Annotated in this window: 11 protein-coding genes; 9 read left to right on the plus strand and 2 right to left on the minus strand. The window is 54.7% G+C overall.

Features of this window, described 5'->3' with window-relative positions; translation table 11 throughout:
* The first annotated feature begins 14 nt into the window (after positions 1 to 14).
* Entirely contained in the window at positions 15 to 2480 is a 2466-nt protein-coding gene (locus Q1A74_RS00400) for a glycosyltransferase (RefSeq protein ID WP_299593804.1), read from the plus strand.
* Between the two features lie 328 nt (positions 2481 to 2808).
* Positions 2809 to 6057 (plus strand): type I restriction endonuclease subunit R, encoded by a 3249-nt coding sequence (locus Q1A74_RS00405; RefSeq protein ID WP_299591312.1) that lies wholly within the window; start codon positions 2809 to 2811, stop codon positions 6055 to 6057.
* A gap of 112 nt (positions 6058 to 6169) precedes the next feature.
* On the opposite strand, the gene Q1A74_RS00410 is transcribed toward Q1A74_RS00405, so the two are convergent.
* Together Q1A74_RS00410 and Q1A74_RS00415 are read right to left on the minus strand one after the other, a co-directional pair.
* Positions 6170 to 9373 (minus strand): DEAD/DEAH box helicase, encoded by a 3204-nt coding sequence (locus tag Q1A74_RS00410; RefSeq protein WP_299591314.1) that lies wholly within the window; start codon positions 9371 to 9373, stop codon positions 6170 to 6172.
* 1067 nt (positions 9374 to 10440) lie between these two features.
* Positions 10441 to 11118 carry a phosphoadenosine phosphosulfate reductase family protein gene (locus tag Q1A74_RS00415; protein WP_299591318.1) on the minus strand — a complete coding sequence of 226 codons (678 nt, stop codon included), beginning with the start codon at positions 11116 to 11118 and terminating at the stop codon, positions 10441 to 10443.
* 568 nt (positions 11119 to 11686) lie between these two features.
* Between Q1A74_RS00415 and mraZ the strand changes: the two genes are divergently transcribed.
* From mraZ to mraY, 7 genes are all read left to right on the plus strand, one after another.
* Positions 11687 to 12130, plus strand: coding sequence for a division/cell wall cluster transcriptional repressor MraZ (gene mraZ / locus Q1A74_RS00420; protein WP_299591321.1), 444 nt, complete (start codon positions 11687 to 11689; stop codon positions 12128 to 12130).
* Positions 12131 to 12187: 57 nt separating this feature from the next.
* Positions 12188 to 13108 carry a 16S rRNA (cytosine(1402)-N(4))-methyltransferase RsmH gene (gene rsmH / locus Q1A74_RS00425; RefSeq protein ID WP_299591324.1) on the plus strand — a complete coding sequence of 307 codons (921 nt, stop codon included), beginning with the start codon at positions 12188 to 12190 and terminating at the stop codon, positions 13106 to 13108.
* Positions 13109 to 13130: 22 nt separating this feature from the next.
* On the plus strand, positions 13131 to 13418 hold the full coding sequence (ftsL, locus tag Q1A74_RS00430; RefSeq protein WP_299591326.1) for a cell division protein FtsL: 288 nt from the start codon (positions 13131 to 13133) through the stop codon (positions 13416 to 13418).
* Between the two features lie 119 nt (positions 13419 to 13537).
* The gene (locus Q1A74_RS00435; protein ID WP_299591328.1) at positions 13538 to 15301 is read left to right on the plus strand and encodes a penicillin-binding protein 2; all 1764 of its coding nucleotides are present in this window, start codon (positions 13538 to 13540) and stop codon (positions 15299 to 15301) included.
* Positions 15298 to 16830: a UDP-N-acetylmuramoyl-L-alanyl-D-glutamate--2,6-diaminopimelate ligase gene (locus Q1A74_RS00440; RefSeq protein ID WP_299591330.1), complete on the plus strand. Its 1533-nt coding sequence runs from the start codon at positions 15298 to 15300 to the stop codon at positions 16828 to 16830. Before Q1A74_RS00435 ends, Q1A74_RS00440 begins: the two co-directional genes overlap by 4 nt.
* Positions 16830 to 18200, plus strand: coding sequence for a UDP-N-acetylmuramoyl-tripeptide--D-alanyl-D-alanine ligase (gene murF, locus Q1A74_RS00445; protein ID WP_299591333.1), 1371 nt, complete (start codon positions 16830 to 16832; stop codon positions 18198 to 18200). Before Q1A74_RS00440 ends, murF begins: the two co-directional genes overlap by 1 nt.
* Before the next feature lie 12 nt (positions 18201 to 18212).
* Positions 18213 to 19298, plus strand: a complete 1086-nt coding sequence (gene mraY, locus Q1A74_RS00450; RefSeq protein WP_299591337.1) for a phospho-N-acetylmuramoyl-pentapeptide-transferase — start codon at positions 18213 to 18215, stop codon at positions 19296 to 19298.
* The last annotated feature ends 18 nt before the right edge of the window (positions 19299 to 19316 follow it).

Below are 19316 nucleotides of genomic sequence, written 5' to 3' on the forward strand. Positions count from 1 at the left end.
TTATCGCAACCTCAATGCGACGTACTGATTTTTTGATTGAGCGATCACTCCGATCTGTGTATGCACAGGAAGGGGTGAGCCCGTGGCGTATCTATGTGGTAGATGACAACGCGTGTGACGAAGAATATCTTTCGATCAGACAAAGGGTAAAAAGATTTCGCGAAGCATATTTCGCGTCGAAATTTCCCGGCGGTATACCTGATCACTGGTTCAAAACTGAGGTAATCCGAAATTCCCGAACTCGGGGACGTTCTGGGAGTGGTGCCTGGAATAGCGGTGCGATGGCAGCGTGGAGGAGTCGATCAACTAGCGAGCCACTCTATTTTGCTATTTTGGATGACGATGATGAATGGTATCCGCAGTACTTGGCCAGCTGTTGCAGGCGAGTGGCTGAGGAAAATGTTACCGCAATGGCTGTTGTCTCTGCTTTCCATCGCTATGAACTTGGAGTGGATAAGCCGATTCATATTCTTCCAGAGCACCTGACGTTCGATGAATTTTTTATTGGCAACCCCGGCTGGCAGGGTAGTAATACATTTATCGAAGCCGAAGCGTTTTGGCAGGCGGGGGGGTACGATGAATCCATGCCCAGTACTCAGGATCGAGATTTCGCGATTCGCGTACTGGAAGTAAGTAAATTGCGTGGAAAGAAGATTCTGGTCAACGAATGGCCATTGCTTCGCCACCATGCACACACTGGCGAGCGGGTTACCCTCTGTCAGGTGGGTAAGCGCAAGGGGCTGGATCTTTTCTATGAAAAGTACGCGCCACGTATGGATGCGGAAACCCGAGAAGCCTCTTTTGAGAGAGCTGAGCGCCTATTTGGCTACCGCAGGCAGTGTTCCCCTAACGCCATTCCGCAAGCCGATAGCTACAAAACTTATGAAGATGAGCCGCCAGTGAAGTTGGTAATTGGTGTGACTTCATCCTGTGCGCGGAATGTGAGAAGCCAAATAACGTCTATCGAGCGGCAGATTCAGCAAGAGCAGAAGTTTGACGGACAGGTGCAGTATCTACTGTTAACTAACGGCGGTTGTGATGATGAAATAAAGGCTGCTTTACAGGAGGTTTACCCGAAAAATTTTTCTGTTCGTCTCGTGGATCTAGCTGAGCAGGAAAAACGCTATGCTTGCTTTCCTCACAGTTCTGTATTTGATTTCAGTGCAATTGGTCGGAAGTCAATAGCATTTTCTAGAAGCCTGCTTCATTTTTTTAGCTGGGAAGAGGCAAAAAAACAGGGATCCGACTGTAAGGTGTTAATACTTGATGATGACCTACAGTTCGAATCGCTCAGCATAGAAGACGGCACTCTGGGGAGCAGAAGGCTAAATTTTCTCGGGAAAATCAGCTCATTAATTCGAAATTCCGATGCGGACATCATTGTTTCTCCGTACTCGGATGCGCCGGCGTTACCGTTCTACAGCTCTCTACGTACACAGCTTGTGGATGTTTACTATACGCTGCTAAATTTTTCGTCCGTAGCACCAGGGCAAGACTTTGATGCGGATATCCGTCAACTCCAAGAAGTGATCAATGGAGATGATTATTACTACGATTTTTCGTCTGCTCGTTTCGATCACCTGGAGTGCCCCGTCATATGGCAGCCGGATTCGGGGGCAGAAGGGAGTAAAGTTGCAGAAGTCTTTAGCGTGTTTCTCCGCGATATTCAATATCTGAACGAGCAGGCTAATATTAGTCGGCCACTGCTGGCTTCATCGAAAGCGTGGAATGAAACCGCTGGTAGTATTAGCTACAGGCGGGGCGGTATTGCATTGTACAGGAAGCTGTCTCTGCTTGTGGATGTTCCGAATCTGTCGGTGTCTATTGAAGTTGGCGATTTATCGACGCAGGCCAGGCGAAGCGATTTTATTTCCGCGATTCATATGGTCAAAAATATGGGGGTGAAGATCGAAGAGGTCTCTCTTCCCTTGCGCCATCATCGGCGGATACAGGAAGCTCCCTGCGAAATTAGTGCGACGAAATTGGCGGATGATATAGTCGGCTTATGTTTTTATCGGGTATTTTCTGAATTCTACGATGGAAAATTCCCAAGTGAACCTAGGATACAAAGTCGGTTTCTAGGGATCGTGGATGACTATTTGGAGCTAATTGCCGTTAATCACCTTCGAGCTGATCAGTTGGTTCTTCAAATACGAGCGTTATTGTCAGAAAATCACTGGTGGATGAATCAATCACGAAGTGTTCATGGTGCGGAAATTGAGGCCGTGAATATGGCGCTCGATCTATTTCGCATTAATCACCTGAATGGTAATGTTGTTGAGCAAATCGGTAAGGTAAGGGAGATCACCAAGGGCTTCGACGTGGTATCCCAAATACAACAATTGGTTCGGGTTTTCGCTAGAGAAGGGCTGGGTGGAGCAACGGCAGAGAGTAAATGTGAAGGAGCGTGGCCAGCTATCAACGGTACCCGCTTTGAGGATTTCGCAACTGAGGAAACACGGGTTGCTGCAGCCACATAGTTATTGTGGTCACAGTCTGTATAACTTGAAGGCTTCTAGCTAAGCTACCTGTTAACGGCGAGGGCTATTTGCAGCTTTAAGTCGCTGGCGGACCAGCGATAGCTGCCATCCCCCCTGAGCAGATGTCATGGGAGTCTGCCTACCATTCAGCGGTATATACTGCTTTCTACTGCTTACCAAGCCCGACTGGCGGAGTAGGGCCAGTGGTTTAGGGAAGCCCAAGCATCAGCAAGTAGAAGGGGCCTGGCACACGAAGGGCTACCAAAAAATGTTGTAAGCCCGTCAGATTATAAAAAACGCACAATGATCAAATATAAGGCAAACAGGTATGCGCTTTACTGAGGCTAAACTCGAACAGGCCATTATCCAGTTGCTGGAGCAGCAAGGTTACCCCTATACCCAAGGCAGCGCATTGGCGATCGCACCCAGTGAGGTGCTACTGAAAGACGACCTGCGGGCGTTTCTCAGCAAGCGCTATGCCGACGAAAAGATTACTACAGCAGAAATAGAAACAATAATTGCCGAACTGGAACGGCTGCCCGCTACGGATTTGTACGACAGCAACAAAAAGATCCATAAGCGGGTGGCAGACGGTCTACTGCTCAAGCGAGAAGACCGGACCCAGAAAGATTTATATGTCCAGCTGATCGACTATACGGGTCTGCCAGAGCAGCGTATCCCCGAAGAAGGGGAACTGGATACTCTGCTTACGGAAAAGCCCCCCACCTACGGTGAGCAAAACATCTACCGAGTTGTTAACCAACTTGAAATTGTCGGCAGCGAGAAGCGCATCCCTGATGCCGTTCTATATATCAACGGCCTGCCGCTGGTGGTGTTCGAGTTTAAAAGTGCGATTCGCGAAAACGCCACCATCTTCGACGCCTGGAAGCAATTGACTACTCGCTACGCTCGCGATATCCCTGAGCTGATGAAGTACAACGCTCTGTGTGTCATCTCGGATGGCGTAAACAACAAAATGGGTTCCGTGTTTGCGCCGTATGAATTTTTCTATGCCTGGCGAAAAATTAACGGGGACGAAACGGTCGAAAAGGACGGTATCGACTCTCTGTATACGCTCATTCACGGACTGTTTGATAAGCGCCGCTTGCTGGATGTGATTCGGAATTTTATCTACTTCCCAGACGTATCTAACAGAGAGGAGAAAATCGTTTGCCGCTACCCGCAATACTATGCGGCAACCAAACTGCACCAGAATATCAAGCAGCAGCGTAAGCCCCAAGGTGACGGAAAGGGCGGAACCTACTTTGGTGCTACCGGTTGTGGCAAGAGCTTTACTATGCTGTTCCTGTCCCGCTTGTTGATGCGTGACGTGGAAATGGCGAGCCCTACGCTGGTATTGATTACGGATCGCACCGACCTCGACGACCAACTCTCCGGTCAGTTTGTCAAAGCCAAGGGATTCATTGGTGATGACCTGATCGTCAGTGTCGAGAGCCGGTCAGAATTACGGAACCTTCTGGGTGGGCAGACTTCCGAAAGTGTCTTGGTTCCTCAAGGAAGGGCAAGCGGAGGGGTGTTCCTCACCACCATTCATAAATTTACCGAAGACACAGAATTGCTGACGACCCGCTCCAATGTAGTGTGCATCAGTGACGAGGCCCACCGCAGCCAGATCAATCTCGACCAGAAGGTGCGAGTGACTGAAAAGGGGGTAAAGCGGACTTACGGGTTTGCTAAATACCTGCACGATTCTCTACCTAACGCCACCTATGTAGGCTTCACCGGTACCCCCATCGATGCCACGCTGGACGTGTTTGGTCCGGTGGTGGATAGCTATACTATGACGGAATCCGTGAAAGACGAAATTACCGTGCGTATTGTGTATGAGGGGCGCGCGGCTAAGTTGATGCTGGACAACGACAAACTCAAGGAGATCGAAGAGTACTACGGGGAGTGTGCGGAAGCTGGCACTAGCGAATACCAGATCGAGGAGAGCAAAAAAACCAGCGCCAATATGAATGCGATCCTCGGTGATCCCGATCGAATCCGAGCGCTAGCGATTGATTTTGTCCACCACTATGAAAAGCGCCTGGAAGAGGGCGCCACTATCAAGGGCAAGGCGATGTTTGTGTGCAGCAGCCGCGAAATCGCCTACAGCTTCTGGCAGGAAGTGGTGGAGTTGCGCCCGCAGTGGAATGACGTGTTGGCGGCAGAAGAGGGCTCGGAACTCTCGGACAAGGAGCGCAAAGAGATCAAGCCCATGGCCCGGATCAAGATGATCATGACCCGGGGCAAGGATGACGAAAAGGCACTCTATAACATGCTGGGTACCAAGGAGTACCAGAAGGAGCTGGACCGCCAGTTCAAGAATGCCAAATCGAATTTCAAGATCGCCATTGTGGTGGATATGTGGCTCACAGGCTTCGATGTGCCCTTCCTCGATACGATCTATATCGACAAGCCGATCCAGCGGCACAACCTGATCCAGACTATCTCCCGCGTCAATCGTAAGTACGAGGGCAAGGACAAGGGCCTGGTGGTGGACTACATTGGCATCAAAAAGCAAATGAACCTGGCCCTGGCCTACTACAACAAGGCCGACCAGCAGAATATCGAGGAGATCGCCCAATCTGTAATTGTGGTCAAGGATCACCTGGATCTGTTGAGCAAGATCTTCCACAAGTTCGACAGCAAGCCCTACTTCATCGGTAGCCCGCTTGAGCAACTCAGCTGCCTTAATATGGCCGCGGAGTATGTGCAGCTCACCGACAAGATCGAAAAGCGCTTTATGGCGCTAGTAAAGCGTCTCAAGGCGGCCTACGACATCTGCTGTGGTTCTGAGGCCATCGGCCAGGCCGAACGCGACCTGATTCACTTTTACCTCGCGGTACGCTCGATCGTGTTCAAGCTCACCAAGGGCGACGCCCCCGACTTGGCTCAGATGAATGCCCGAGTACGTGAGATGATCGCGGAGGCCCTCAAGGCCGACGGGGTGGAAGAAATCTTCAAGCTGGGTGAGGAAGACTCCGGTGAAACGGATATCTTCACTGACGATTACCTGGCCAAGATCGAAAAAATAAAGCTGCCCAACACCAAGATCAAGCTGCTGCAGAAGCTACTGGCCACGGCGATTGAGGACTTCAAGAAAATCAATAGGACCAAGGGGATGGATTTCTCCGAGAAGTTCCGCAAGCTGGTTGACCACTATAACGAGCGCAAGGAAGACGATGTGCTGGTGAGCGAGGTGCTGGAAGACTTCTCCGATGAGATTATTGATCTGATTCAGGCACTGAAGCAGGAAAAAGAATCCTTCGCCGATCTCGGTATCGATCTGGAGGAGAAAGCCTTTTACGACATCCTGAAAAAGCTGGCGATCAAATACGATTTCACCTACCCGGAAGACAAGCTGCTGGAGCTATCGAAGGCGGTGAAAAACGTGGTGGATGACAAAGCCAAGTACACCGACTGGAGCCAGCGTGACGATATCAAAGCAGAGCTGAAGGTGGGGTTGATTTTGCTGCTGGCTAAATATGGCTACCCGCCAGTTGACAGGGACGAGGTCTACAAGGAAATTTTTGAGCAGGCGGAGAATTTCAAGAAATACCGAGCCGCCTAGCGCACCCTGCGCAAGTGTGCATGGGCGGCCCCTTCTTCTACTACTTAGTTTTGCAAAATCAGCAGAAGCCCCCGTGAGCCGGGGGCCTGAACCAGTTACTGTCGCACAATAATCAAACAAAAGTGTGCGTTATGTGATGAGGGCTGGCTAACAACTTAGCGGGAATTTTCCGTTTTTCGTCGCACTCAGTGGCATGTCCTACGCCAACCTCTCCGTCTTGCCAGTCAGTCGGGATACCCCGAACGCAGCTATTGTCACGGAAGAAGATGCAATCCTCGCAGATTCGTCTCGGGCGTTCCGGTTCGTCCTCAAGCTCCCGCAGAATGGTGCCATCGAGGGCCGGGCGTTCGGGCCCTATGCCGTATTTCTTCAAGATGCTTTGCAGGTGGTCAAGGTCGAAGAGAAAGCGTGCGGCATTCCAGAAGGGGGGCTTGAGGGGCATCCGATAGTCATATTTTCCGTCTGGCCCCCTGTAAAAGCCAATTCCCCAAGCGCTAAAGCGACCCTTCACAAAGTCCAGTACAGTGGATTCAGCGGCAGCCCTGTGTCTTGGCGTATTGCTCCGGCGGACCACGTCGCACGCTGCTTCGATGTCCTTTAATTGGCGGCGTACTAGGAGATAATCTTTCTCATTCTGGGCAAGCGCCAGAATCGCTTCTCGAAGTTGGCCAGTTCGACGGACTGCAAGGCAAAAGCCATTCATTTCGAGCTCCTCCGCGAATAGCTCGTTCAGCTTCACAACCAGGAGCCGAATCTTCCCAATTTTTTCGGCCGCTACAGTTTTCCATTCGGGGAAGCGGTCCCGATGGTACTGATCACTTAGATACGGGAGTGCATGACCAGATAGTCTTAAAATGGATATAGGAGAAATATTCCGCAACGCCGTCGGTACTTGCAGCCCGGTATAGCTCTTTAGGATCGCGAGTTTGTCGGTTTCGATTTCTCGCTGTAGACGCGTTTCAGTGGCTCGGTAGTCGGCCATTTCTTGCCATAGGCGCTCTAAGTACAGGAAAGCTTCCCATCCCTCGATGACCCGGTATCTAGAGGATGCCTCTGCTATGGCCTCCTCATACTGGTCCCGGGCGTGCTTTTTCAGTTCCGCCACTGCTTCCTGCACATCTTTTGCCGGTGGTGCCGGCCGTTCCATGAGATCGCGCAAGGTGTAGTTCTGAATACTGTCTTCACGGACGAGCTGACCAAGTGAGGTCGCAGTGTTTTGTTCGAGTTTCCGTAGCTGGCGGTATGTTGCCCGGTCAATCTGTGTGTGCATTTCCAGCAGCCCAGGAATGGAGGCTTCACGAAGGAAGTCTTCCTCTACGTTGAGCTTTTCCATGAGGTATGTCGGGGCTGACGGCATGGCCTCAATCGTGTTGTAGGCATATAGCCGGGTGGCGCACGCTATGGCGGATCGGTTCCCCCGATTCACTGCCTGAATGATTTGGTTGCAGTCAACATCGAGACGTCCCAGGGATACCCAGAGCGTTTCTGGGTGGAAGGTGAAGTTGATGCCAAGGGAGAACACCGGACTGGTTATCAGGATCGGCCTGTCACTGATTCGAGCGCTCCACACTTCATCTTCATAGGACTCCTTGCTGGAGACGATGGTAGACAGATCTGTCAGTTGGAGTTGATCGACCAGTTGCTCGTAAATGGCCATTTTTGAGCTAGACGTGATTAACACCGTACGAGGAACCGCTTCGCCCCTGCTTCGCCGCTCCTGTAGTGAGCTAAGTAGCTCGAAAACGTCGTGATACCAGTACCGTTCCTGGTGAAGCTCGAGGATGTTCCGCTTGACTGGCGCAAACTCGTGAATAGACAGCAGTTGGGGATCCATCCTTTCGAAGGCGTGATTGACGAGGTTTACAATTTTCGAGATTTGCAGCTCCGTGATTGTGCCGGTCAATAGCAGGGTTTTGTCTGCCTTCTTCATGGCGCGTTCTAGGGCCATGTTACTTGTGCTGGTCTCCATGAATTCATCCAGGCTTTGGTGAATCTCATCGATGACGAGCCGAACCCCTCTCCTGAACTCACATAGAACATCGATCACTTTCGGTAGGGACTTGTTCGTCGATACGACGCAGTCTATAGCGGACCCGGGGACTAATCGCTGTAGTTCCCTGTAGTGAATTACTGAAAGCCCAGACTCTGCCAGATCACTTTCCATTTGCTTGACCAGAGCCTTGGTGGGGGCACAGTAGATGACCGGCTGACCCCCAGCCTGGATCCAGCGCACGGTAGCAGTGGTTTTGCCGGAACCCGTGGGGGCCTTAATTAGGTTGATCTGACTGTTGGCGAATCTGCTAATATCTGGCAGGTAACCCGCGGCCGTTAGGGTATGCTGGTAGGAAGCGATATCGAAAAACCATCTCAGGTCATGTGCCACGAGGCGGTATGCGTCCTCGGAGAGCTCTTTCAGCGGCAGTGTCTCGCCGTCGCCGTAGCGCCTAGCGATGGTCGGAGTTTTATTCCCGACGTACCAGCTGCCGGGTGTATTTTCGTCGTCGAAGTAGAAGATGCAGAACTCATTCTCTGCTCCTGCGAGTTTGTAGTCGTCGAGAATTCTCCCGGTCTGAGGGGCATTGTGCGGCCGCTGATAGTAGGTCACAGAACTGCTACCCCGGGCCGAGTGGCTGCGATGAGTTTTTTCTGTATAGCCATTCGCGCTGTACCACTCGCGGCGCAGCTGCTTCTTTAGCCGCTCGACGGTGAAGCGAAGTGACTTCGGAGAATCGGGCAGGGATACGCTGTCACTGCTCTTCTCGATGAGGCCTAGACGTTGGTTGGGGGTAAGGCTTGTCTGAATGCCCTTCCCAATAATGGGCGATGCGGTGTAGTGTGGCTGGCAACTTGTGCGGATCACAGAGATGTCGATGCCATACTTGAGCTCGGGAATACCTGCTTTGCTGGTGGCTAGAGAGTAAAAGTCGGTGGTAAGACAGTGATGACATAAATAATCCGCGAGCGCCTGGCCGTTGACCCTACTAGATAGCCAGAAAAACACGTGAACGCTAAGACCCGGCTTCAGTGGGGTGCCATCAGCGTTCAATATTCCGGCGCTTGAGCTGAACTGGTAAATGTAGCTGGAGCTGTGAAACTCTTCAGGAAGCTTGTTGACTACATGCTCGACCGCCTCGGTGGAAACGGGGTCGATTTCCTCGGGGAGGTTAATACCGTCAAAGTCCAGCATCACCCAGGGCGTACCGGCGGGGCTCTCTGGAAACGTTTCCTTGTTCCGCTCTATGCTGACTGCGGCATCGACGCTGGGTGTGCCCCTGACGATGAACTGGAAAGGCTCTGCTGCTAGCGCCTGAATCATTCCATACATTTCGTGCAAGCAGTTTATGGGGAAGCGCCGATACGCGAACAGCTTGCCCATTTTATAGGGAGTTTTATGGACCTCGTTCTCACGAAGGTGGAACTGTTTAGTGGCCGGACTGTGCCGATCTTTTAAGACACTTATGTAGTTCTGGTCCGACGAGGGACTTGCGCTCTGTGCGCTTTGTAGGTTAAAATAACTCATATAGTAAAAGCATATCTCCTGAAAGAGCCCGGCGAGTACCAGTCCCGGGCTTTTTTGTTTTTGGGCTCAGAGAATTTGGGGCGAAGGCCTCCGGTTTCAACCCTCCGATTGTGTAATTGGCTTCCGGAGAAGCCGAAAATCAATCTCTGCAAACTCCGCTAGTTCTTTTGCTCTAGAGAGCTTCGGAACATACCCCCTCCGTATCCAGTCGTGGACTGTGGCGTTGGCGACTCCAAGGCCGACACCCACCATGGTTGGGCCGCCGCAAAGCTTTACGGCTCGATCTACTTGGTTCCTGAAATGCATATGGGACCTCTCAGATTCAGTTTGTTAATTAATTGATAGATTTCTATCAGTCTTATTTTACTTCGCCCGATTTCGCTGGCTGGCTGAACGCTGATCCCGGGGTGTCGGGTCCGTTGAGAGGGGGGTGCTTTGTGTGGCGGGAAGGCTACTCGCTTGAGCGGAGGGGTGCGGATGGGGTATGGGGCAGCGGCTTACTAGGGGGGGCTGCCTGAGCAGGGTGTATCCCGATGGAGCTGAGGGTGGTACAGAATTTGGTACAAAGTTGGGGGTGGGGTGTGCTACAGTTGTTCGGTGCAACCCTTTGAAAATATCGCAGTGTCGAGCTGGGGTAACAGTCCGCGGCATGGTAAACCCCGTTCGGAGCAAGACCAAATAGGCCCCCCTTAGCGCAAGCTAGCAGGTGTGACCCGCACTGGGGGCGGGTAGGTCGCTTGAGGTGTCTGGTGACAGGCATCCCAGATGAATGATTGTCCGCGACAGAACCCGGCTTACCGGCTGACTCGACTTATTCCTGCGCAACAGTGACCGCGCCGCGGTCACTGTTTACGTATCCCCTCTTACTTCTGCAGTAACAACCCACACTCCCGATGCTCCTCGCCCTTGGTGGGGTCAAAGTACACATCGTTGTCCGGCAGGTCGTTCTCGTACACGTACTCTTCCACATCAATCTCCTTGAGGTGGAACATGGGCGCCACGCGAATGGTGCCGTGGTTGCCCTTGGTGAAGATATCCAGCCCTTTGCGGTGGGCGTTCTGGTCGTGACGGATGCCGTTCAGCCAGACGTCCGGTTTCAGTTCCTGCATGGCGCGATTGAACGGCTCCAGCTTAACGGTGCGGGAGAAGAAGTCGTGCTCTGGGGTGTCCAGGGGCGGAATGCCGCCGTGTACGGCGTTGAAGTGGGCCGCCGACATTTTGGGCGAGAAAGTGTGCAGGTTTAGGTCCAGCAGCTGGATCACATTCTCGATATGGCGGTAGGTTTCCGGCGTGTTGTAGCCATGGTCTACCCAGATAACGGGGATATCGGGCTTGGCGCGGGTGACCAGGTGCAGGAAGGCGACCGCCAGTGGGCGGAAGTTGGTGAACACTACCGGGTTCTCAGCCTCGGCAATGGTGAATTCCATGATTTCGCTGGGCTTGGCACCTTTGAGGCGTTGGTTGAGCGCGTCCAGGTCGGCACCGTGGTGGAAGGTGCGGGAGGTCGCGGTCTGTTTGCTCAGTCCTGCTGAAAGGCCCATGGCTGTGGATTCCTGCTGAATTTTGAATATCGCAACGCTACAGCGAGTTGAACTTGGTTAAAAATAATAAAAGCTGATCTTTATATGCTCCCACGTTCTAACTCGCTGGATTGACGCCGATTTCCTTTGCGCTTCGCTTGGAGGTGGGAGTCTCGTTTTTGGCGTGATTTCCATTTTTGCGCGTTGTGTCAGGTTAGTGCCCGCTCGCAAAAGTACTTTTTCTTTTCCTTCAGGGCGCTCCCTTGCAAACTTAAAGTAACTTGTGAGCTTGCAAAAGTAAGTACTTGCTCTGTTGAATATTTGCCCGCCTGCACGCCTGCCTGAAATGTAACCACTTCGCCTGCAGCCCGCGAAAATACTGGGCTTTTTATCCGTAGATACCATCGATTTCCTTGACTTTATGTGGGCCAGATTTATAGTGTCTGAAGTGGAGAAAAGTGGAATTTTGTGGGGCTTGGTGGGGTGAATGTGGTTGTGAGTGGTTAATCACGCCCATTCGGCTGAAATCGCACAATTTTTCATCGCTCATAACGAAAACACAGCCAGGAACGATCGCGGAACCTGATCTATGTATCTGGGAAGTCACGCAATCAATATGGACGCCAAGGGGCGTCTGGCCATTCCGGCGCGGGTCAGGGACTCGCTGCTGGAAGATTGCGGTGGTCGGCTGGTTGTGACGGCGCATACGGAAGAGCGCTGCCTGCTGGTCTATCCTGAAGCTCAGTGGCGCGAAATTCTTCCAAAGATCGAGGCGCTGTCCAGTTTCAATAAGGTGGCGCGCCGGGCTCAGCGGTTGTTGATCGGTTATGCCTGTGAATTGCAGGTCGATGCCAATGGCCGGGTGCTGATACCGCCGACCCTGCGCGAGTACGCGGGTCTGGAGAAGAAACTGATGCTGGTAGGCCAGGGCAAAAAACTGGAGCTGTGGAGTGAAGATCGCTGGATGAGCTGGTTGGACGATAGCGAAGGCGATGGCGAAATGCCGGAAGAAATGGCTTCACTGTCTCTGTAGACCGGCCTGGCGGGCAGGTGCTTTTAAACGAATTTTTCATAATCGCAGGAGAGGCGGGTGTCCCAAGATCTGCATCGCAGTGTGTTGTTACGCGAAGCTGTGGACGCCCTGGTGGTGGATCCCGGCGGCTTTTATATCGATGGGACCTTCGGGCGCGGTGGCCACAGTGCGCTGGTGCTGGAGCGTCTGAATGCATCCGGTCGCTTGCTGGCGGTGGATAAAGACCCTCAGGCCATTGAGTTTGCCGGAGAGCGTTTTGGCGGCGAGTCGCGATTTGATATCTGGCACGGCTCGTTTGCAGATATGGATCAGGCGGCGGAAGCAGGACAGGTCACCGGCATTCTGTTGGATCTCGGTGTGTCATCCCCTCAGCTGGACCAGGCCGAGCGCGGCTTCAGCTTTATGCAGGATGGACCGCTGGATATGCGCATGGATACCAGCCGCGGCATCAGTGCTGCGGAGTGGGTAAACACCGAGTCCGAAGCGGAAATGGTGCGGGTGTTTAAAGAGTACGGTGAAGAGCGGTTTGCGCGCCGTATGGCTGGTGCGATCGTGCGCCGCCGGGCAGAAAAGCCCTTCGAGCGCACTCTGGATCTGGCGGAAGTGGTCAAGGCGGCAAACCCGGCTTGGGAAAAGGGTAAGCATCCGTCGACGCGGGTGTTTCAGGCCATCCGGATTCATGTCAATGGTGAACTGGATGACCTTCAGGCAGCGCTGAAAAAGTCCCTGACTCTGCTGAAGCCCGGTGGTCGGCTGGTAGTGATCAGCTTTCACTCGCTGGAAGACCGGATTGTTAAGCGGTTTATTCGCGACCAGGAAAAGGGGCCCCAGTTGCCCCGCGGTCTGCCGGTGATGGATAGCCAGATTCACAAGACGCTGCGCTCGGTGGGCAAGGCGGTGAAAGCGGAGGCTGGGGAAATTGGCGACAACGTGCGCTCCCGCAGTGCCGTGATGCGCGTGGCCGAGCGGCTTGCTTGAGCTGGGCCTGAGTAAAGAAGCAATGAGCGAAATTCGCGGGAATAAGTGGTTGCTTGCCGGGCTGTGGGTTCTGGTGATGGTGTCCTCCCTGGGCGTGGTGCACACCACCCAGCAGAGCCGCACGCTGACCGCAAAGCTGGAGCAGGCGCAGCGCCATCGCGATGAGCTGCGCTATGAGCAGGAGCGGCTGTTGCTGGAGCGCGGTGCCTGGTCCGCCTACAGCCGGATTGAGCAGATAGCGCGAGAAGATTTGAATATGCGCGCGCCAACCCCCGCCGAGCGGGTACTGGTGAGCGCGGAGCGAAAATAAGGGGCCGCCAACAGGCGGGTCCAGGCAGTTGGAGATACAGCTGCGATGGGGCGGAGACGCTCCACCGGTAAGTGGCAAATTATAAAGAGTGCGCTATCCGCGCAGGGAAACATTCAGTCATGGGTGCAGTGAAAAAACCGCAACAACAGCCGGGCATCGCCCGCTGGCGCTTTGCGCTGGTGGCCGGTCTGCTGTGTCTGCTGGCTGTGGCCCTGATCGTACACCTGGCGGGCTTGCAGGTACTTCCGGAGCAGGATAAGGGGTACCGCTTCCTGCAGGATCAGGGGCGTGCACGCACCATCCGCACCGAGGAAATTGCTGCTTACCGGGGGTCAATTCTCGATCGCAACGGCGAGTTGCTGGCGGTGAGTACTCCGGTACAGACCATCTGGGCCAATCCCCAGCTGTTGAAAGAAGCGAGTGCCGATGAGTTGCGCGCGCTGGCATCGGCCCTGGGTACGCCGCCGACGCGCCTGGCCAAACGGTTGAAAAAGTACCGCAATAAAGGATTTATGTACCTGCATCGGCATATGACGCCGGAGCGGGCCGGCAAGGTGTTGGCGCTGGATCTCGCCGGTGTTTACAGCAAAAAAGAATACCGCCGCTTTTATCCTGCAGGTGAAGTCACTGCCCAGTTGCTGGGCTTTACTAATATTGACGACCTCGGTCAGGAGGGGTTGGAGCTGGCGTACGAGCAATCCTTGGCGGGGGAAGCGGGCAAGCGTCAGGTGGTGAAAGACCTGAAGGGCCGCACTGTGCAGGATCTTGCCGTCAAGCAGGAGGCGCGCCCTGGCCGGGACCTTCAGCTCACGATTGATATGCGCCTCCAATATCTGGCGTATCGGGAACTCAAGAAAGCGGTGTCTGAAAATGGCGCCGCTTCCGGCTTTATGGTGATCCTGGATACCCAGAGCGGCGATGTGCTGGCGATGGCCAATCAGCCTTCCTTTAACCCGAACAATCGTCACGGGGTGAAGGCTGCGGCGATGCGTAACCGCGCGCTGATCGATCAGTTCGAGCCCGGCTCCACCATCAAGCCGCTGACGGCCTTGGCGGCGTTGGAAACTGGTCGCTATCAACCGCATACCCGCATCAATACCAGCCCCGGTTACATCCGTCTGCCGGGCAAAACACTGTTGGACCCGGTGAATTACGGTGAGATAGATCTGACCAAAGTGATTACCAAGTCCAGCCAGGTGGGCATCACCAAGGTTGCCATGGACCTAGAGCCCGAAACGTTGCGCGGACTTTTCTATCGTCTGGGGCTGGGCGAGGCGGTTGGCAGTGGGTTCCCCGGGGAGGCGCCGGGCATTCTGCCCACCCGGGATCGTTGGCATCCCATTGAGCTGGCCAACTTTGCCTTTGGCTACGGTTTAACGGTGAATGCCGTGCAACTGGCCCAAGCCTACAGTGTGGTCGCCAATGCCGGGCTCAAGCGCCCGGTTTCGCTGATTCTGGAGCAGGGGAAAAAGGCGTCGAGTAATGGTGAGCGTGTGGTCGAGTCAGCGTTGGCTCTACAGGTAACCGCCATGCTGGAAACCGTGATTGGCCCCGGTGGTACTGGCAAGCGCGCTGCCGTCGACGGATATCGGGTGGCGGGCAAGACCGGCACCGTGCACAAGGTGGGTAGCGAAGGATACGCGGACAACCGCTATCGCTCGGTGTTTGCGGGTTTTGTGCCGGCAGACAATCCGCGCCTGGCGGCTGTGGTCGTGATTGATGATCCGAGCCACGCGAAATACTACGGCGGCGAAGTGGCCGCGCCAGTATTCGGCAAAGTGATGACCGGTGCTATGCGCCTGCTGCAGGTGCCGCCGGAAAAAGTCGCCCCTGCAGAGCAGCAGCTGGCGACACAGCTGGACGAAAGAGGTACTGCATCGTGACCCAGCACAACGAACAACAGATCCGCAAAGCCTCCCTGGCCACTCTGGTGCCGGGCTATGCGGGTATTCCCGATACTCAGGTTTCAGGCGTGGCGCTGGACAGCCGCCAGGTGAAATCCGGCGATGTATTTATGGCGCTGCGCGGCACCGTTGTGGACGGTCGCGAATTTATCGATGCCGCCATCAATAGCGGTGCCGCGGCGGTACTAGCCGACGGTGACGCCCTGGGGTGCGAAGAGCGCAGTGGCGTTCAGGTAGTCACCGTGCCTGGGCTTGCGGCGCGGGTCGGGGAAATCGCGGCGCGTTTTTACGGCCACCCGTCCGAGTCCATGTATCTGGTGGGCGTGACGGGTACCAACGGCAAGTCCACCTGTGCGTATCTCACTGCACAATTACTGGCAAAATATTTTGGCAGTGCCGCCGTAATGGGCACCATCGGCAACGGTGTGTGGAAGGATGGTGATATTGCTCTGCAGGAGACCGGTCTTACGACGCCTGACCCGGTGCGACTGCAGGCAGACTACGCCGATTTTTACGCGGATGGCGCGCGCGCTGCGGCGATGGAAGTTTCGTCGCACTCCCTGTCGCAAGGGCGTGTGCACGGTCTGGTATTTGATACGGCGGTGTTCACCAACCTGACCCGCGATCACCTGGATTACCACGGCAATATGGCGGCGTACGGTGCGGCCAAAGAAAAACTTTTTGGCCTGCCCAAGCTGAAGCGCGGCGTAATTAATATCGACGACCCGTTTGGTGCGCAGATGGTAGAACGCTGCAAACTGCGCGGTCTCAAAGTCATTACCTACGGGATGCAGACCGGCGATCTGCAGGTGCGCAACCTGAAGCGTCTGGATGACGGTTTTTCGGTGCAGCTGCTTACCCCCTGGGGAGAAGGCGAACTGCGCGCACCGCTGATCGGTGACTTCAATATTCACAATATGCTGGCGGTGGTTGCTGCAGTCGCGGCTGCGGGCATGCCGCTGGAAGACATTCTGGCTGAGTTTCCGGCCATTCAGCCGGTTCCCGGACGTATGGAGCGCGTCGCGAGCGAAGCGGGTGAGGTCAATGTGCTGGTGGATTATGCGCATACACCGGATGCACTGCGTGCGGCCTTGGAAGCAGCGCGCCCCTATTGCCGCGGCAAGCTCTTGTGCGTATTTGGCTGTGGTGGCGATCGCGACAATGGCAAGCGCGCACCGATGGGTCGTATCGCTAGCGAGCTTGCAGACTACACGGTGGTTACCAGTGACAATCCGCGCGGTGAAGATCCGCAAGCCATCGTCGAGGAAATTATTAAGGGTATCGCTGGCGGTGCCAACGATGAGCACTGCACCGTGAAACTGGACCGGGCCGAAGCGATCCAATACGCCATTGATCACGCCGCCGCCGGTGATACGGTGGTGATTGCGGGTAAAGGCCATGAAGATTATCAGTTGATCGCCGGCGAAAAGTTGCATTTTTGCGATCGCGAGCAGGCGGCAGCCGCACTTGCCAAGCGCGCTGCGCGAGAACTGAAGGGTGGCCGCTGATGATTGCCTCGTTTTCACTGCAGCAGTTGCAACAACGGTTTGGCGGCGAGCTGATCAATGGCTCCGTCGATTTCGATGCGGTGTGCACGGATACGCGCAAGCTGGATCCCCGCGCTTTGTTTGTTGCCCTGCGCGGAGAAAACTTCGACGCGCACGATTTTCTGAACGAAGTGGACGGTAACGTCCTGGGTGTTGTTACCGAAAAGGTCATTCAAGGTTCGAACCTGCCGCAGTGGCTGGTGTCCGATACCACCGTCGCCCTGGGTCAGATAGGCCTGCTGTGCCGCGAACAGTTTACCGGCCCGGTGATCGGGATTACCGGTTCCTGTGGGAAGACCACGGTAAAAGAGATGCTCGCGGCAATTTTCGGTCAGCACCATAACGTGTGCGTGACCCGCGGCAACCTGAACAACCATTTTGGCGTACCCATGACTCTGTTTTCCCTGGCGCCCGAGCACCAGGTGCTGATTGTGGAGATGGGAGCCAGTGGCCCGGATGAAATCGGCTATCTGTGCAGTGTTGCCAAGCCGCAGATTACCGCGGTGAATAATGTGATGCCCGCCCATGTGGAGGGCTTCGGCTCCGTGGACGGTATTGCCACTGCGAAAGGACAGATTTATACCAGCCTGCAAAATGGCGGTATTGCAGTCGTCAATGCGGATGACAATTACGCGAACTACTGGCGCGGTGAAATGCCCGACGGTGTGCGCACCCTGGAGGTCGGATTCGGCCATCAATGTGCGGTACACCCGGAAAACATCGAATTGAATGCATTGGGGTGCGCCTCTTTCGATCTGGTGATCGAGGGTGTATCCCATCCGGTGCAATTGCAGTTGCTGGGTGAGCACAATGTGCATAACGCGCTGGTCGCAGCGGGTTGCGCGTTTGCAGCCGGCATCCCTGTTGCGGAGATTGCCGAAGGCCTCAATGCGCTCACAGGCGTGGGTGGGCGCATGCAGTCGTTCAGTAGCGGTTCCGGTGCCTCGGTCATCGACGACAGCTACAACGCTAATCCGGGTTCGGTGAGCGCAGCGATCGAACTGCTGGCACAGCGCGATGGCAAGAAAATTTTGGTGCTCGGGGATATGGCGGAACTTGGCCCGGAAGCGGACCAGTCGCACCGCGATATGGGCCGGCTGGCGCTGGAACGCGGTATTGATCAGCTGTTTACGCTCGGCACCCTGAGCGCGGCGGCAAGTATCGAGTTCGCCTCCGGGCATCAACAGAAACAACGGAATTTCTCCGAGCGCGAGGCCCTGGTCCGGGCACTGGCGCCGGAGCTGGATGAAAACACCACTGTGCTGGTGAAAGGTTCCCGCAGTGCGCGTATGGAACTGGTAGTGCAAGCACTGACCAACGGGAATCAATAAAAGGTTTTAACCATGCTGCTTTGGCTGGCTGAATATTTACAACAATTCTGGAAGGGCTTTTCGGTCTTCGATTACCTGACTGTGCGTGCGATTTTGAGTGCGCTGACCGCACTGGGTATTTCCCTGCTGGTGGGGCCGCGCATGATTACCTGGCTGAATCGCCTGCAGGTTGGTCAGGCAGTGCGCGACGACGGACCTCAGTCACACCTCAGCAAGTCGGGCACGCCCACCATGGGTGGCACCCTGATTCTTGCGGCGATTTTTTCCGGGTCTTTGCTGTGGTCCGATCTCAGCAACCGCCTGGTCTGGGTCACCCTGCTGGTGACCTTCGTGTTTGGAGCGGTCGGTTTTGTGGATGACTACAAGAAAGTGGTCGAGAAAAATTCCCGTGGTCTGATCGCACGCTGGAAATATTTGTGGCAGTCCGTTGCCGGTCTGGGTGCTGCGATTTATCTGTACATGAGTGCCACGACACCGGCCGAGACCCAGTTGTTTGTACCGTTTTTCAAGGATATAGCAATCAATCTCGGCCCAGTCACTTTTATCCTGCTCACGTATTTTGTGGTGGTTGGCTCCAGTAATGCAGTCAATCTGACGGATGGCCTGGACGGGCTGGCGATCATGCCATCTGTAATGGTCGGTGGTGCACTGGGTGTGATTGCCTATCTGGTTGGGCATGTGGAATTTGCCGAGTACCTGCATATTCCATCGATCTCGGGAGCGGGCGAGCTGGCGGTGTTCTGTGCAGCGCTGGGTGGCGCCGGCCTCGGGTTTTTATGGTTCAACACATACCCGGCACAGGTATTTATGGGGGACGTGGGCGCGCTGGCGCTGGGTGCGGCGCTGGGTATTATCGCGGTCATCACCCGCCACGAGATTGTGCTGTTCATTATGGGTGGCGTATTTGTGATGGAAACGGTTTCCGTGATCTTGCAGGTGGCGTCGTTCAAATTGACCGGGAAGCGTATTTTTCGCATGGCCCCCCTGCACCATCATTTTGAATTGAAAGGCTGGCCGGAGCCGCGCGTCATCGTGCGTTTCTGGATTATCACCGTAGTGCTGGTGCTCGCCGGACTGGCGACCCTGAAACTGCGTTGATGTAAACCCGAGAAACAG

It is taken from the genome of uncultured Microbulbifer sp. (genome assembly GCF_947504145.1).
In the GTDB taxonomy this organism is placed as follows: domain Bacteria; phylum Pseudomonadota; class Gammaproteobacteria; order Pseudomonadales; family Cellvibrionaceae; genus Microbulbifer.

Bases quoted from the DNA above. Each gene is read 5' to 3' on its own strand.
- ftsL (WP_299591326.1), top strand. From the start codon at position 13,131: ATGAGCGAAATTCGCGGGAATAAGTGGTTGCTTGCCGGGCTGTGGGTT.
- Q1A74_RS00400 (WP_299593804.1), top strand. From the start codon at position 15: ATGCGACGTACTGATTTTTTGATTGAGCGATCACTCCGATCTGTGTAT.
- mraY (WP_299591337.1), top strand. From the start codon at position 18,213: ATGCTGCTTTGGCTGGCTGAATATTTACAACAATTCTGGAAGGGCTTT.
- Q1A74_RS00435 (WP_299591328.1), top strand. From the start codon at position 13,538: ATGGGTGCAGTGAAAAAACCGCAACAACAGCCGGGCATCGCCCGCTGG.
- mraZ (WP_299591321.1), top strand. From the start codon at position 11,687: ATGTATCTGGGAAGTCACGCAATCAATATGGACGCCAAGGGGCGTCTG.
- Q1A74_RS00410 (WP_299591314.1), bottom strand. From the start codon at position 9,373: ATGATTCAGGCGCTAGCAGCAGAGCCTTTCCAGTTCATCGTCAGGGGC.
- Q1A74_RS00415 (WP_299591318.1), bottom strand. From the start codon at position 11,118: ATGGGCCTTTCAGCAGGACTGAGCAAACAGACCGCGACCTCCCGCACC.
- Q1A74_RS00405 (WP_299591312.1), top strand. From the start codon at position 2,809: ATGCGCTTTACTGAGGCTAAACTCGAACAGGCCATTATCCAGTTGCTG.
- murF (WP_299591333.1), top strand. From the start codon at position 16,830: ATGATTGCCTCGTTTTCACTGCAGCAGTTGCAACAACGGTTTGGCGGC.